At 67.4% G+C, this 14,680-nt stretch carries 15 protein-coding genes; all 15 read right to left on the reverse strand.

Translation table 11 applies throughout. The features are described 5' to 3' along the window. Positions 1-7 precede the first annotated feature (7 nt). The 15 genes from VNF92_11565 to rplM all read right to left on the reverse strand — a co-directional run bounded on the left by VNF92_11565 (position 8) and on the right by rplM (position 14,625). On the reverse strand, positions 8-1,045 hold the full coding sequence (locus VNF92_11565) for a rod shape-determining protein (protein HVA58514.1): 1,038 nt from the start codon (positions 1,043-1,045) through the stop codon (positions 8-10). A gap of 268 nt (positions 1,046-1,313) precedes the next feature. Then, entirely contained in the window at positions 1,314-2,429 is a 1,116-nt protein-coding gene (gene ald / locus VNF92_11570; protein HVA58515.1) for an alanine dehydrogenase, read from the reverse strand. A 156-nt stretch (positions 2,430-2,585) separates the two neighbouring features. Further along, positions 2,586-3,854: a pitrilysin family protein gene (locus VNF92_11575; protein ID HVA58516.1), complete on the reverse strand. Its 1,269-nt coding sequence runs from the start codon at positions 3,852-3,854 to the stop codon at positions 2,586-2,588. Then, positions 3,851-6,055, reverse strand: a complete 2,205-nt coding sequence (locus VNF92_11580; GenBank protein HVA58517.1) for a polyribonucleotide nucleotidyltransferase — start codon at positions 6,053-6,055, stop codon at positions 3,851-3,853. The genes VNF92_11575 and VNF92_11580 overlap by 4 nt, the downstream gene beginning before the upstream one ends. A gap of 78 nt (positions 6,056-6,133) precedes the next feature. Beyond that, on the reverse strand, positions 6,134-6,394 hold the full coding sequence (gene rpsO / locus VNF92_11585; GenBank protein ID HVA58518.1) for a 30S ribosomal protein S15: 261 nt from the start codon (positions 6,392-6,394) through the stop codon (positions 6,134-6,136). Between the two features lie 137 nt (positions 6,395-6,531). Then, on the reverse strand, positions 6,532-7,935 hold the full coding sequence (rseP, locus tag VNF92_11590; protein HVA58519.1) for an RIP metalloprotease RseP: 1,404 nt from the start codon (positions 7,933-7,935) through the stop codon (positions 6,532-6,534). Then, positions 7,929-9,062 carry a 1-deoxy-D-xylulose-5-phosphate reductoisomerase gene (gene dxr / locus VNF92_11595; protein HVA58520.1) on the reverse strand — a complete coding sequence of 378 codons (1,134 nt, stop codon included), beginning with the start codon at positions 9,060-9,062 and terminating at the stop codon, positions 7,929-7,931. Before dxr ends, rseP begins: the two co-directional genes overlap by 7 nt. Then, on the reverse strand, positions 9,059-9,955 hold the full coding sequence (locus tag VNF92_11600) for a phosphatidate cytidylyltransferase (protein ID HVA58521.1): 897 nt from the start codon (positions 9,953-9,955) through the stop codon (positions 9,059-9,061). Before VNF92_11600 ends, dxr begins: the two co-directional genes overlap by 4 nt. Next, positions 9,952-10,704 (reverse strand): isoprenyl transferase, encoded by a 753-nt coding sequence (locus VNF92_11605; GenBank protein ID HVA58522.1) that lies wholly within the window; start codon positions 10,702-10,704, stop codon positions 9,952-9,954. The genes VNF92_11600 and VNF92_11605 overlap by 4 nt, the downstream gene beginning before the upstream one ends. Before the next feature lie 16 nt (positions 10,705-10,720). Beyond that, positions 10,721-11,275: a ribosome recycling factor gene (frr, locus tag VNF92_11610; GenBank protein ID HVA58523.1), complete on the reverse strand. Its 555-nt coding sequence runs from the start codon at positions 11,273-11,275 to the stop codon at positions 10,721-10,723. After that, positions 11,272-11,985, reverse strand: a complete 714-nt coding sequence (pyrH, locus tag VNF92_11615; protein HVA58524.1) for a UMP kinase — start codon at positions 11,983-11,985, stop codon at positions 11,272-11,274. Before pyrH ends, frr begins: the two co-directional genes overlap by 4 nt. Positions 11,986-11,990: 5 nt before the next feature. Further along, positions 11,991-12,590, reverse strand: coding sequence for a translation elongation factor Ts (gene tsf / locus VNF92_11620; GenBank protein HVA58525.1), 600 nt, complete (start codon positions 12,588-12,590; stop codon positions 11,991-11,993). Between the two features lie 119 nt (positions 12,591-12,709). Next, positions 12,710-13,621 carry a 30S ribosomal protein S2 gene (gene rpsB / locus VNF92_11625; GenBank protein ID HVA58526.1) on the reverse strand — a complete coding sequence of 304 codons (912 nt, stop codon included), beginning with the start codon at positions 13,619-13,621 and terminating at the stop codon, positions 12,710-12,712. 159 nt (positions 13,622-13,780) lie between these two features. Further along, positions 13,781-14,176 carry a 30S ribosomal protein S9 gene (gene rpsI, locus VNF92_11630; GenBank protein ID HVA58527.1) on the reverse strand — a complete coding sequence of 132 codons (396 nt, stop codon included), beginning with the start codon at positions 14,174-14,176 and terminating at the stop codon, positions 13,781-13,783. Next, on the reverse strand, positions 14,176-14,625 hold the full coding sequence (rplM, locus tag VNF92_11635; GenBank protein HVA58528.1) for a 50S ribosomal protein L13: 450 nt from the start codon (positions 14,623-14,625) through the stop codon (positions 14,176-14,178). Before rplM ends, rpsI begins: the two co-directional genes overlap by 1 nt. Positions 14,626-14,680: the final 55 nt, after the last annotated feature.

A 14,680-nucleotide genomic window follows, 5' to 3' on the forward strand; every position in this document is an offset into this window, starting at 1 on the left:
GCCGCCCTCAGCTACTCAGGACCGACCAGTACTTCTCCTCGTCGTCGAGAATCCGCCCCGTACCGCGCACGACGCAGGTGAGCGGGTCCTCGTCCACGTGAATGGGCAGGCTCGTTTCCTGGCTGAGGAGTAGGTCGAGTCCGCGGATCAACGCGCCCCCGCCCGTCATCACGATGCCGCGATCGACGATGTCGCTGGCCAACTCCGGCGGCGTGATCTCGAGCGCCCGCCGCACGGCGTCGACGATCTGCTGCACCGGCTCCTGGATGGCCTCGCGAATCTCGCTCGAGTGCACGCGGACCGTCTTGGGAATGCCCGAAACCAGGTCGCGCCCCTTCACATCCATCTCGCGCTCGTCACCCACCGGCGCGGCCGAGCCGATCTGGATCTTCACCTGCTCGGCCGTGGGCTCGCCGATCAGCAGGTTGTAATTCTTGCGCAGGAACTGCACGATGGCGATATCCAGTTCGTCGCCCCCCGTGCGGATCGACGTGTCGCTCACGATGCCCGACAGCGCGATCACGGCGATCTCCGTCGTGCCCCCACCGATGTCGATCACCATGTTGCCGGTGGGCGTCTCCACCGGGAGCCCCACCCCGATCGCCGCCGCCATCGGCTCGGCCACCATGAACACCTCCTTGGCGCCCGCCCCCATGGCCGAATCGCGCACCGCGCGCTTTTCTACTTCCGTAATACCCGACGGCACGCACACGATCACCCGCGGCTTCACCTTGAATACGTGATTCTCGATGATCAGCGTCAGGAAGTAGCGGAGCATCTTTTCGGTGACGTCGAAGTCGGCAATCACGCCGTCCTTCATCGGCCGCACGGCGATCACGCCGTCGGGCGTGCGGCCGAGCATGCGCTTGGCCTCCAATCCCACGCCCTTGATCTTCTTCGTCTCGCGGTCCATCGCCACCACCGACGGTTCGTTGAGCACGATCCCTTCGCCCTTCACGTAGATAAGGGTATTCGCCGTGCCAAGATCGACACCGATCGCGTTGGCGGGAAACAGCGATCCCGCTCTGAAGAAAGGCCAGCGCATCAACCGGTTATTCGGACCCGAGTCGGGGGAAAGAAGGACGGTGCACCAAGGGCTGCCAGCGGCGGTGGAAGGTGAAGGTGTCGCGGCAACGCTACGCCACCAAGATATTGACTGGCTTTAACCTACGCCACTGCGGAAGGTCGAAGAGACCGAGACCATGGCGGACGGCGGACCCGGACCCCCGTTGCCAGAGTCCGCGGCGATCCGACCTCGGCCGCTGGACTCCGCGGTCCGGAAGTCTGGGGCCCGCAGTCTTCACTCCACCCGTTTACCCCACGAACTTCTCCGCCGGCACGTACGGCAACCCGAACGCATCGGCCACCGCCTTGTACGTCACCTGTCCGTCGGCGGCGTTCAGCCCCTTGAGCAGCGCCTGATTCTCCTTGAGCGCCCGTTTCCAGCCTTTGTTCGCCAGCTGCAAGGCGTAGGGAAGCGTCGCGTTGGTGAGCGCCAGCGTGGACGTCCGCGGCACCCCGCCGGGCATGTTGGCCACGCCGTAATGGATCACACCGTCCACCACGTACGTCGGATTCTCGTGCGTCGTGGCGTGAATGGTCTCCACGCAACCACCCTGGTCGATGGCCACGTCCACGATCACCGAGCCGGGACGCATCCGCTTGAGATCCTCGCGCCGGACGAGCTTGGGCGCCTTGGCCCCCGCAATGAGCACCCCGCCCACGACGAGGTCCGCCGTTTCGATGGCCTCGAGGATGTTGTGCCGGTTGGAGTGGATGAGCTGCACGTTGGCCGGCATCACGTCGCTCAGGTAACGCAGCCGCTCCAGCGACAGATCGAGGATGATGACCTTGGCCCCCATGCCGGCGGCCATCTTGGCAGCGTTCGTCCCCACCACGCCGCCGCCGAGCACCACCACCTTTGCCGGCGCCACACCCGGCACGCCGCCCAGGAGGACGCCGCGTCCGCCGTAGAGCTTCTCCAGATACTTGGCGCCTTCCTGCACGGCCATCCGCCCCGCCACCTCCGACATGGGCGTCAGCAGGGGCAGTTCCCGGTTCGGGAGTTCGACGGTCTCGTAGGCCACGCACACCGCGCCGCTGTCCAGGTGTGCCTTGGTGAGCTTCTCGTCGGCTGCGAAATGGAAGTACGTGAAGATGAGTTGCCCCCGCCGCATGTGCTTCCACTCACGCTCGATCGGCTCCTTCACCTTCATGATCATCTCGCTGTCGCGCCACACCGTGGCGGCATCAGCAGCGATCCTGGCCCCCACCGCCGTGTACATCTCATCGCCAAAGCCGCTGCCTTCGCCGGCCCCAGCCTCGATCAACACTTCGTGGCCGGCGCCCACAAGCGCTTCAGCCCCTGCGGGAACGAGCGCGATGCGGTTCTCGTTCGTCTTGATTTCCTTCGGAACGCCAACTTTCATGGCTCGAATGGTTGCAAGATTGTCTGACCGGCCGGTCGCGCCCCTATGCGGAATCCGGCTGAAGGTCGCAGGGAAACTTAAGGCGACCGCGACCCGGGTGCATCGGGGGCGGTGCGCGCCGGGCCCCCGCCCGGGCGTTCCCCGGCGAGACCCGCCTCAGTCGGTGGTCTCGGGCCCGAGCGACAACACCGTCTGGACCGCGGGCGCGAAGAACTCGGCGGCCACCTGCCGCACCGTCGCCTCGTCCACGGCGTCCACCTGGGTCAGCAGCTCGTCCAGCGTCCGATACGGCTCGTCGTAGAGCGCCACCGACGCGGCCCGGTACATCCGCGCTCCGGGGCTCTCCAGCGACAGCACGAGCTGTCCCTTGAGCTGCTCCTTCCCCATGGCCAGGTCCTCGCTGGACAGCCCCTCTCTGGCGACCCGCTCCAGCTCGACGATGATCGCCTCGTGAGCGCGCTCGGCGCTCTCGGGCGCCGTGCCCACGTACACGCCGTGCGCCCCCGCGTGCTCGTGGAGCGACTGGAAGGTGTACACCGCGTAGGCCAGTCCCAGTTCCTCGCGCACCCGCTGGAAGAGGCGCGAACTCATGCCCCCGCCCATCAGCATGCTCACCAGCACGAGCGCGTGGCGGCGGGGATCCCCGTGGCGGACGGCTCGCGTGCCCACCACGATGTGCGTCTGGGCCCCCTCGCGTGCCACGTGGCGCGACGTGGGCGGCACGAGGTCCACCGGGGGAGCGGTCGGCCGCGGGGTCCCGCCGGCTGGGCGGCCGGTCCACCCCGTGCGCTCGAGGACCTCCAGCAACTGTTCGTGCTCCACGTTGCCGGCCGCCGCCACGACGATGTGTTCGGGGTGGTACGCCCGTTCGTGCAGAGCGCGCAGATCGGCCGTGCCGAGGCGCGCCACGGTCTCTCGGGTGCCGAGGATGGAGTAGCCCAGCGGGTGTCGCCCCCACAGGGCTTCGTTGTGCAACTCGAACACGAGATCATCGGGGGTGTCGTCCACCATCGCGATCTCTTCGAGGATCACGCGGCGCTCGAGCGCCAGGTCCTCCTCGCGGAGCGCCGGGTGGAAGACCATGTCGCCGATCACGTCGGCTGCCAGATCGAGGTGCGCGTCGAGCACCCGCGCCTGGTACACCGTGTGTTCACGCGACGTATAGGCGTCGAGCGCTCCGCCCACCGCTTCGAGCGACAGCGCGATCTCGGCGGCCGACCGCCGCGACGTGCCCTTGAACACCATGTGCTCGAGCAGGTGCGACAGCCCCATCTCCTCCACGCGCTCGTGCACCGAGGCCGACCGGATCCAGGCCCCGAACGAGACCGACCGCACTCCGGGCATATGCTCCGAGAGTACGGTCAGGCCATTCGAGAGAACGGTGCTTCGGAACCCGGATTCGGCGCGCCGCGCCGGCCCGCTCACGACCTGCGGGAACGGTCGCCGTGGCGCCCGCCGCGGCGTTCTCCACGATCCTCGCGCTCCGCGCGCGGCTCGGCGCCGTTGCCTTCGACGGCCGGCGCTTCGTCCGGCGTGCCTTCGGGCTTGGGCTGGAGCGCCTTCATCGACAGGCGGAGGCGACCGCGTTCGTCACGCTCGATGAGCTTGACCTTCACGCGGTCACCCTTCTTGACCACGTCTTCGGTCTTCTCGGTGCGGCCGTGGCGCATCTCGGAGATGTGGAGCAGACCCTCGGTGCCGGGCATGATTTCGATGAAGGCACCGAACGCCGTCGTCGACTTGACGGGGCCTTCGTACACCTCGCCCACCACCGGCTCGGCGGTGACCGCCTGAACCATCTGGCGCGCCCGCTCCATGGCCTCGCCGCCGACGGCGGCGATGGTGACCAGCCCGGAATCGTCCACCGTGAGTTCGGCGCCGGTCTCGTCCTGGATGCCGCGGATGGTCTTGCCTTTGGGCCCGATGAGATCGCCGATCTTCTCGGGATTGATCATCATCGTGACGATGCGCGGGGCATACGGCGACAGGTCGGCGCGCGGTGTCGCAAGCGCCTTCTCCATTTCGCCAAGGATGTGCAGGCGGCCTTCGCGCGCCTGGGCCAGGGCTTCCTTCATGATCGAGAGGTCGAGCCCTTCGATCTTGATGTCCATCTGGATGGACGTGATGCCCTGCGCGGTGCCGGCCACCTTGAAGTCCATGTCGCCGAGGTGGTCCTCGGTGCCGAGGATGTCGGTGAGGATCGCGTATTTCTTGCCTTCCTTGATCAACCCCATCGCCACGCCGGCCACGGCGGCGCCCATCGGCACGCCGGCGTCGAACAGGGCCAGCGAGCCGCCGCAGATCGACGCCATGGACGACGACCCGTTGGACTCTAGCACATCCGACACGACGCGAATCGTGTACGGGAACTCTTCGAACGGGGGAAGCATGGCCTGCAGTGCGCGCTCGGCCAGGTTGCCGTGGCCGATCTCGCGGCGCGACGTGCCGCGCATGGGCCGCACTTCACCGGTCGAGAACGGCGGGAAGTTGTAGTGCAGCATGAACGACTTGGTCGATTCCGACGGTTCGTCGATCGAGTCCAGCCGCTGTACGTCGTTGGCCGTGCCGAGCGTGACGCTCACCAGGGCCTGCGTCTGACCGCGGGTGAACAGCGCAGAGCCGTGGGCCCGCGGCAGCACCGGCGTGTCGATCGTGATCGGCCGCACCTCGGTGGCCTTGCGGCCATCGACGCGCAGCTTGGTGTCGAGCACCTGCGAGCGGAGGGAGTCGTACTCGACGTCGCCGAGCACCGCTTTCACGTCGCCGCCGTTGTCGGGATACTCCTCCTTCAACTGCTCGGCGACCTCATCCTTCACGCGTTCGACGGCCTGTACGCGGGTGTGTTTGTCCTTCTGGTTGATCGCCTCGGCGACCTTGGGCTCGGCGATCTTCTTGACGCGGGCTTCGAGGCCCTCGGGAAGCTCCGCCTTTTTCCAGGCCATCTTGGCCGGCCGGTCGATCTTGGCGAGCAATTCTTCCTGCGTCGCGATCAGTTCCTGGATGCCGCCGTGCGCCACCTGCAGCGCCTCGACGACGTCGTCTTCCGACACCTGCAATGCGCCGCCCTCGACCATGACGATCGAGTCGGATGAGCCGGCGACGACCAGGTCCAGATCGCTGTACTCGAGCTGCTGGAAGGTGGGATTGAGTACCCACTTTTCCTGCACGCGGCCCACGCGAACGCCGGCGATGGGTCCCATGAACGGGATGCGCGATGCGTTGATGGCAAACGACGCGGCGACGAGTGCCAACACGTCAGCGTCGTTCTCCTGGTCGGCCGACACGACGTAGATGAAGACCTGGACCTCGTTCTTGAACCCTTCCGGAAAGAGCGGGCGGATGGAGCGGTCGATGACCCGTGCGGCCAGGATTTCGTGGTCGTGGGGGCGCCCTTCGCGCTTGATGAATCCGCCGGGGATCTTGCCGGCGGCGTAGGTCTTCTCGCGATACTCGACGAGCAGCGGGAAGAAGGGGAGCGTGGTTTCCTTGTCGCTCACCGTGCACGCGGCGATCACCATCGTGTCGCCGAACTGGACGACGGCCGAGCCGGACGCCTGCTTCGCCATCCGCCCCGTCTCGATGACGAGCTTGCGGCCGGCGAAGGTTTTCTCGATGCGTTGCATCATTGCTTTGTAGCCTCGTGGAATACAAAAAGCGCGCGGGCCACTGTGTGGCGCACCGCGCGCGTGCTCATCACGCCAATCTTAGTAGCGTAGGCCGAGATCCTGCACGAGCTGCCGATAGCTCTCGACATCGGTCCGCCGCAGATAATTCATCAGCCGCTTGCGCTGGCCGACCATCTTCAGCAGGCCTTGCCGGCTGTGATGGTCTTTCTGATGCGTGCGGAAATGCTCGGTCAGGTAGTTGATGCGCTCGGTGAGCACAGCCACCTGCACCTTGGTCGAGCCGGTGTCGGTCTCGTGGGCCTTGTACTTCGCGATCTCGGGCGACTTCAGAAAGGACATGACGTGATGATCCCCGCCCCAATGGCGGATGTGACGATTGAACCGAATTATTTGCAGCAAATGAAGTTAACGGAACTTCTGAGCGCTGTAAAGGGTGCGCCGGGGCCGCACCCCTGCGCCTCGCCTCCGCCCGCCCTCTAGAAGAACCGCCCCAACCACGCCCTCATATCATTCCACATCACGATGGCGAACAGCAGCCCGATGGCCAGGAGTCCGAAGCGCAGGATGTACTCCCGGGTACGAGCGCTGAACGGGCTCCCCTTGGCGCTCTCGATCACGTTGATGACGATCTGGCCGCCGTCGAGAATCGGGATCGGGATCAGGTTCAGCACGGCCACGTTGATGCTCAACAGGGCGATGAGATAGAACAGGGTCTCCATCCCGCTCCGCGCCGCCTGCACCGAGGCCCGCGTGATGGCGATCGGCCCGCCCAGCTCGGTCACCGACACCTTCCGCACGATCAGATCGTGGACGGTGCCCACCACTGCCCCGCCCATCATCCAGGTCAAGCGGGCACCGTTGATCACCGCTTCGCTCACCGTGAGCCGCTCGCGCTGCACCTCGTCGCGCTGGGCCACGCCGATGCGGCCGAGGGTGTCGACCTTGCCGGTCACCGGATCGGTCACCGGAGTGGGCCGCGGTGTGATGTGCAGATCCAGCGTCCGGTCACCGCGCCGCACGCGGAACACCAGCGGCGAATCGGCCGCCGCGCTCACCCGATCCACCAGCTCGGCAAAGCCCGGCATCTGCTGGCCATCGACGGCAACGATGCTGTCCCCCCGTTGCAGCCCGCCCGCCGCCGCGGCCCCGTCGGGCACCACGGAATCCGCCACCGGCGGCACGCGGTACTCCACGGCCTGGGCCACGTCGGACGGCGTGACCGAGTCGCTCAGCGGCACGATCACGTTGCCATGCTGCGTCGTGAAGACCACCTGCGTGCGGCTGGACGCGAGGCCGCCCAACACATCCGACCAGTCGCGCACGGTGTCGCCGTTGACGGCGAACAGCGTATCGCCGGCGTGCAGACCGGCAAGCGCCGGTGCCGCCGTGATCGCGTGCACCGCCCCCACCACTCGGGTGGCGACCACCGTGCGCCCGAAATGCACCGACAGGCCGATGGAGACGACGAGGGCGAGGAGCGCGTTCATCGTGACGCCGGCCAGAAGGATGAGCACGCGCGCGGGAAGCGGTTTGGACTCGAACCACCGGTTCTCCGGCACCGGTCGAGGTCCGAAGGGCACCATCGCCTCGGGGTCGTAGTCCGGGTCGCCCTCGCGCAACCCGCTCCGCTCCTCGCTCCCACCTTCGAGGAAGGCGGCCGTCTCGTCGTGCCGCGAGGCCATGCGGACGTAGCCGCCGAGGGGCAACAGGGCGAGCACGTATTCGGTCTCGCCGCGCCGCTTCTTCCACAGCGCCGGGCCGAAGCCGATCGAGAAGCGGGGCGCGTACACCCCCATGGCCTTTGCGGCCACGAAGTGCCCGAACTCGTGCACGAAGATCACGACGCCGAACACGAGAATCGGGGCAAGGAGCGCTAGCATCCGAATCGAGCTCTCACGAAGTGGCGCGCTGCGGCATCGGCCGCCTCCAGCGCATTGCGGGTGTCGCCCGGCAGCGCGCCGAACGCGTCGAGCGCGCCGCCGATCGCGGCGGAGATCTCGGGAAACGGGATGCCCCCATCCAGAAAGATGGCAACGGCTTGCTCGTTCGCCGCATTGTACACCGCTGGCGCGGCGCCCCCGGCACGGCCCGCCGCCACGCCCAGGGCGAGCGCCGGGAAGTCGTCCAGGCGCACGGATTCGAAGGTGAGTGGCGAGTTGCCCACGGGATCGAAGGGCGGAACCCCGCGATCCGTCACGCGATCGGGGTGCGTGAGCGCGTACAGCACCGGCAGCTCCATCGTGGGCACGCCGAGTTGCGCGAGCACGCTCCCATCCACGAATTCGACGAACGAGTGCACGATGCTCTGCGGATGCACGACCACATCGATGCGGTCATACGGAAGCCCGAACAGGTGGTGGGCCTCGATGACCTCCAGCGCTTTGTTGGCGAGGGTCGCCGAATCGACCGTGATCTTGCGCCCCATGCTCCACGTGGGGTGCCGCAGTGCGTCGGCCACGGTGGCCGCGCCCAGCCTGTCCCGCGACCACTCCCGGAACGGCCCGCCGGACGCGGTGAGAATGATGCGGCGCACCTCGATGCCCGGGCGCCCCGCGATGCACTGGAGCACGGCGCTGTGTTCGCTGTCCACCGGCACGATCTCGCCACCACCCCGCTGCGCGGCGGCGGCCACCAGGTGTCCGCCCATGACGAGCGACTCCTTGTTGGCCAGCGCCACGCGCTTGCCGCATTCCAGCGCGGCGAGCGTGGCGTCGAGTCCGATGGATCCGACGACGGCGTTGAGCACGATGTCCACGTCGTCCCGCACCGCCGCTTGCGTCAGGCACGACGGTCCCCGTTGCCAGCGCGGATCCGAGCCGGCGCCGTGCTCCACGAGCCCGACGAATGTGGGTTCGAATTCCGCCGCCTGCTGCTCGAGCAGCGCCGCATTGCGGTATGCCGTGAGCGCGGACACGCGGAACCGGTCGCCCTGGCGCGCGAGCACGCGAAGCGCGGTCGTCCCGATCGAGCCGGTCGACCCGAGAATGGCCACCCCGCGATGCGTCATGCGGGCGCGGGAACGAGCAGCAGGCCGAGCAACAGGTACGCCACGGGCAGCACGAAGATCAGGCTGTCGACGCGATCGAGCAGCCCGCCGTGGCCGGGGATCAGACTCGAGCTGTCCTTGACCCGGGCCTCGCGCTTGAGCAACGATTCGAACAGATCCCCCACCTGCGCCGCCACGCTGGCGAGCACGCCGAACGTCACGATGCCCAGCGGCGTCAGGCCGAGCTGGGCCACCGGGCGCAGGACGTACCAGGTGAGCGCCCACGTCACGACCACGCTCGCCGCCACGCCACCCACCGCGCCGGCCACGGTCTTGCCCGGGCTCACCGACGGCATGAGCTTGCGCCGTCCGAAGGCGCGGCCGAAGGCGTAGGCCCCGATGTCGGTGGCCCAGGTGGCGAGCACCGGGAGGGCGACGAGGACCCCGCCGGCGGCGATCAGCACGGACACGCCGCCCACTTCGACCTCGCGTCCACCCATGGCGTACGGGTGGTAGCGCAGGGCGTACGCGAAGGAGAGCGTGCCCCCCGTGTACAGCGCGCCCAGGAGCGTGATGCCGAGCGACGCCATCGGCTGGCCGTTCGAGCCGCGCATCCAGAGGATCAGGGTACACACGATGAGCACCACCACGACCACATCCACGGGGCGCGTGGCGTAGAGGCCGAGATAGCGGGCGTGCACGGCGAGCGGCGTGAGGCCGGCGATGCCGATGCCGATGTCGTCGAGCGGCTGGTTGCCGGCGCAGCGGGCGAGGCGGAAGAACTCCCAGGCACCGATGGCGGCCGCAACGGCGAGCAGCGCCGCCAAGGGCGCGCCGCCCCACAGCAGGATGCCGAGGACGATCGGCGCGGCGACGATGGCGAACAGGAACCGGCGGGCGAACTCTCCCATCATACGCCGACCTTGCCGAACCGGCGGTCGCGGGCCTGGAATGCCACGATGGCCTCGTAGAACTGTCCGCGTCGGAAGTCGGGCCACTTGACCGGCGAGACGTACAGCTCGGTGTAGGCCAGCTGCCAGAGCATGAAGTTGGAGATGCGCAGTTCGCCGGACGTTCGGATGAGGAGGTCGGGGTCCGGCATGCCGGCGGTGTAGAGCCGGCCGGCGAACGCGTCTTCGGTCACGTCGGCGGGGGACAGGCGGCCGGCGGCCACGTCCTCGGCCAGCGCGCGGGCGGCGCGCACCAATTCGGCACGCGCGCCGTAGGAGATGAACAGGTTGAGATCGAGCCGCGAATTGGCGGCCGTCTGGACCGTGACGCGGCGGACGGCGTCGGCGGCGGCGCGCGTGAGGCGGTCCGTCTCTCCGAACACGCGCACGCGCACCCCGTTGTCGTGAAGCGCGTCGGCCTCGCGCTGGATGTACTCCTCGAGCAGCGACATGAGCGCCGATACTTCGGGCTTGGGGCGCTGCCAGTTCTCTTTTGAGAACGCGAATAATGACAGCGCGCCGACGCCCACCTCGATCGCACCCTCGACCACGTCGCGCACCGACTGCATGCCGGCCCGGTGCCCGAACGTGCGCGGCATGACGCGCTCGCGCGCCCAGCGGCCGTTGCCGTCCATGATGACAGCCACGTGTCGCGGAATCCGGCCGTGCAGCCGGATGCGACCCAGCAGCTCGTCGCTCGTCAGGTCCGGCACCGCCCCGTCCCTCTCGTCAGACTTCCATGATCTCGGCTTCCTTCGCCTTGATCAGCTCGTCAATGTGGTGGATGTAGTCGTCATGAAGCTTCTGGACATCCTTCTCGGCGTGCTTCACCTCGTCCTCCGACACACCCGACAGCTTCTTGAACCCCTCCCGGGCGTGACTGCGGGCGTGGCGCACGGCGATGCGGCCGTCCTCGGCGAACTTGTGCACGATCTTCACCAGCTCACGCCGGCGCTCCTCGTTCATCTGGGGCAGCGGCACGCGGATGATGGCGCCCTGGTTCGACGGCTCGAGCCCCATGCCCGAATCGCGGATCGCCTTCTCGATCACCTTGGCCTGGCTCTTGTCGAACGGCGTCACGATGAGCAGCCGCGGTTCGGGCGACGACACCGTGGCCACCTGGTTCATCATCAGCAGCGACCCATACATCTCCACGCGCACCGTGTCGAGCATGTTCGGCGACGCCTTGCCCGAGCGGACGCTGGAGAATTCCTTCTTCGTGCCGTCCATCGCCTTGTCCATCGCGGCGCGGCATTCCTTCTGGAGGTCCTGGATGGTGCTCATTGAACGAGTGTCCCCTCGCGCTCCCCGCGCACGGCACGCGCGATCGCGCCAGGTCGATGAATGTTGAGAACGATGAGCGGCAGCCGATTCTCCTTGCAGAGCGTGACCGCCGTCTGGTCCATCACCTTCAGCTCCTCGATCATCACGTCCCGGTAGCTGATCTCCTCATACAGCGTGGCGTGGGGATCGGTCTTGGGATCGGCCGAATACACGCCGTCCACGTTCGTCGCCTTGATGATCACGTCGGCCTTGATCTGGATGGCGCGGAGGACGGCAGCCGTATCGGTGGAAAAATAGGGATTCCCGGTGCCCGCGGCAAAGATCACGCTGCGCCCCTTCTCGAAGTGGCGCAGGGCGCGCCGCCGGATGTACGGCTCCGCGAGCTCCTCCATCCGGATGGCGGTCATGACCCGGGTGGCCATGCCCTTGCGCTCGAGCACGTCCTGCACGGCGAGGGCGTTGATCACGGTGCCCAACATCCCCATGTAGTCGGCCGTGACGCGGTCCATTCCCATCTTGGAGAGGATGGTGCCGCGCACGAAGTTCCCGCCGCCGATCACCATGCCGACCGTCGTCCCGAGCCCGATGACCGCGACCACCTCATCGGCCAGCCGGTCGATGGTCTCGAAGTCAAAGCCGAACCCCGCCTTTCCGGCAAGGGCCTCGCCCGAGAGCTTGATCAGGACGCGCGGATAGCGGAGTTCGGCCATGGCGTTCAGACCTCGCCGAGTTGGAAGCGCACGAAGCGGCGGACCTGGATGTTCTCGCCCGTCTTCGCGGAAACTTCCTTGACGAGGTCGCCGATCGTCTTCTTCGGCTCGCGCACCCAGGGCTGAGCGAGCAGCGTCGCGTCCTTGTAGAACGCTTCGATCTTGCCGTCGACGATCTTCTGGATCATGGCCTCGGGCTTGCCCGACGCACGCGTCTGTTCTTCGGCGATGCGGCGCTCCGACGCGATCGTCTCGGGCGGGATGCCGTCCTTGTCCACGGCCAGCGGAGCGGCCGCGGCGATGTGCTCGGCGAGCGAGCGGGCGAGGTCCTTGAAGTCGTCGGTGCGCGCCACGAAGTCCGTCTCGCAGTTCAGCTCGACGAGCGTGGCCAGCTTGCCGTTGTGGTGAAGGTAGTGGCCGATGATCCCTTCGCTGGTCGTGCGGCCGGAGCGTTTCTCGGCCTTGGCGACGCCACGTTTGCGGAGGTTCTCGACCGCCAGGTTGATGTCCCCCGACGTCTCTTCCAGGGCCTTCTTGCAGTCCATCATCCCCGCGCCGGTGCGCTGGCGCAGTTCCTGGACGTCTTTTGCGGTGATCGTTGCCATGTCTGCTTCCGTCCTAACGGTCTGAGTCGTGGAAACGCCGCCAGCGGAAGCCGGCGGCGTCTGTCGAAGGTACTGCGGCAGGCGCCGCAACCGCGCGGCCGGGGGCCGCCGATCGGGAGCTATTCCGACGCCGCCGTCGAGTCGTCGCTCTCCGCGGCCGGTTCGGCGTCGCCGCCCTCGCCGGTGGTCTTGAGCCGGGCGGCGATGGCTTCGGGCTTGGCACGGCGACGCCGCGGACGGCGGCGGCGCTTGCGTTCGGCCTCGCCCTCGGCGGGCTCGGCCCCGCGGTCGGAACTGTACGTGTAGCTCTCGCCCTCCTGGGCCTCGTCGCGCGTCGGCGCCTCGCGGCGCGCCTCGCCGATCGTGGCGGCGATGGCGTTCGCGATCAGTTCCACCGAGCGGATCGCGTCGTCGTTGCCGGCGATCGGGACCGTGATGAGATCCGGATCGGCGTTGGTGTCGACCACGGCGATGATCGGCAGCTTGAGCTTGTTGGCCTCGCTCACCGCGATCCGCTCCTTCTTGGAGTCGATCACGAACAGCAGGCCCGGCAGCCGGGTCATCGTGCGGATGCCACCCAGGTACTTGGTGAGCTTGTCGCGCTCACGCGCCATCATGAGCTGCTCTTTCTTGGTGTAGTTCTCGAACTCCCCGCCCGACTCCGAGCCGTCTTCCAGTTCCTTCATGCGGCGAAGCTGCTTCTTGACGGTCTGGAAGTTGGTGAGCAGGCCGCCCAGCCATCGCTCGGTGATGAACATGGCGCCACAGCGTTCGGCGGCTTCCTTGACGAGGCCGGCGAGTTGCGGCTTGGTGCACACGAACAGGACGTTCTCCCCGCGGAGCACGACCTCGCGCGTGAGCTTCTGCGCCAGTTCGAGTTGCCGCATCGTCTTTTGAAGATCGATGATGTGGATCCCGTTGCGCTCGGCAAAGATGAACCGGCGCATCTTGGGATTCCAACGGCGGGTCTGGTGTCCGAAGTGGACACCGGCGGCGAGCAACTGCTCGAGTGTGAGCTGCGTATCGGGCATGGTGCGAGACTTCCCGTGACTGTGGTTGTGATCGTCCGCTTCCGTCAACGCCCACCGCGAACCGGCGAACCGGCACCCGCGAGGGCTCAGAAAGCGTGTGAGATGAACTACCCGCCAACCGCGCCGGCAGGGGCCGCGAGGGCCGCCGCCGGCAATCGGTTAGCGCTTGCTGAACTGGAACCGCTTGCGTGCCTTGGGACGACCCGGCTTCTTGCGCTCCACGGCCCGCGCATCGCGCGTGAGAAGGCCCAGGTCGCGAAGCTTGCGGCGGTGCTCCTCGTCGATCTTGACGAGGGCGCGGGCCACCGCGAGTCGGAGCGCGCCGGCTTGGCCGTTCTGGCCGCCGCCTTCGCACTTCGCCTTGACGTCGAAGCGGCCGAGCGTGTCGGTCGCCGTGAACGGCTGCTGGATGGCCGACACCAGCGTCGGCCGCGGGAAGAAGTCGCCGAGCGTGCGCCCGTTGACGTCCCACTTGCCCGAACCGGGCTTGAGGTAGACGCGGCACACCGCCTCTTTGCGGCGGCCGATCGCGTGGATCGTGGTCGTGTCGGCCATTACTTCGTCTCGCTCTGCTTGAAGGTGAGCGGCGTCGGCTGCTGCGCCACGTGCGGGTGATCGGCGCCGGCATAGACGCGCAACTTGCGACGCAGGACCTGGCGCCCCAGTGCGGTCTTGGGGAGCATCCCGTGCACCGCCTTCTCGATCACGCGCTCGGGGTGCTTGGCCAGCATGCTCGCAAACGGCGTGTGCCGCTCGTGGCCCATGTACCCGGTGTGCGCGAAGTACGTCTTCTGTTCGGCCTTGCGGCCCGTGACCTTCACCTTGGATGCATTGATCACGATGACGTTGTCACCGGTATCCATGTGCGGCGTGAAGATCGGCTTGTGTTTGCCGCGGATGACCTTCGCGACCTCGGAGGCGAGGCGCCCGAGGATCATCCCCTCGGCATCCACGATGAACCACCGCTGCTCGATGTCGCGCGGGGTGGCGCTGAACGTCTTCATTGACTGCCCTGACGTGCGATGTGGGTGCTGCGCCTCACCGGTGCGGGTTGCAACC

It is taken from the genome of Gemmatimonadaceae bacterium (genome assembly GCA_035533015.1).
Taxonomy (GTDB): Bacteria; Gemmatimonadota; Gemmatimonadetes; order Gemmatimonadales; family Gemmatimonadaceae; genus JAGWRI01.

Bases quoted from the DNA above. Each gene is read 5' to 3' on its own strand.
- tsf (HVA58525.1), bottom strand. From the start codon at position 12,590: ATGGCAACGATCACCGCAAAAGACGTCCAGGAACTGCGCCAGCGCACC.
- rplM (HVA58528.1), bottom strand. From the start codon at position 14,625: ATGAAGACGTTCAGCGCCACCCCGCGCGACATCGAGCAGCGGTGGTTC.
- VNF92_11565 (HVA58514.1), bottom strand. From the start codon at position 1,045: ATGCGCTGGCCTTTCTTCAGAGCGGGATCGCTGTTTCCCGCCAACGCG.
- VNF92_11600 (HVA58521.1), bottom strand. From the start codon at position 9,955: ATGATGGGAGAGTTCGCCCGCCGGTTCCTGTTCGCCATCGTCGCCGCG.
- pyrH (HVA58524.1), bottom strand. From the start codon at position 11,985: ATGGCCGAACTCCGCTATCCGCGCGTCCTGATCAAGCTCTCGGGCGAG.
- VNF92_11580 (HVA58517.1), bottom strand. From the start codon at position 6,055: ATGATGCAACGCATCGAGAAAACCTTCGCCGGCCGCAAGCTCGTCATC.
- ald (HVA58515.1), bottom strand. From the start codon at position 2,429: ATGAAAGTTGGCGTTCCGAAGGAAATCAAGACGAACGAGAACCGCATC.
- rpsB (HVA58526.1), bottom strand. From the start codon at position 13,621: ATGCCCGATACGCAGCTCACACTCGAGCAGTTGCTCGCCGCCGGTGTC.
- rseP (HVA58519.1), bottom strand. From the start codon at position 7,935: ATGCTAGCGCTCCTTGCCCCGATTCTCGTGTTCGGCGTCGTGATCTTC.
- frr (HVA58523.1), bottom strand. From the start codon at position 11,275: ATGAGCACCATCCAGGACCTCCAGAAGGAATGCCGCGCCGCGATGGAC.
- rpsO (HVA58518.1), bottom strand. From the start codon at position 6,394: ATGTCCTTTCTGAAGTCGCCCGAGATCGCGAAGTACAAGGCCCACGAG.
- dxr (HVA58520.1), bottom strand. From the start codon at position 9,062: ATGACGCATCGCGGGGTGGCCATTCTCGGGTCGACCGGCTCGATCGGG.
- rpsI (HVA58527.1), bottom strand. From the start codon at position 14,176: ATGGCCGACACGACCACGATCCACGCGATCGGCCGCCGCAAAGAGGCG.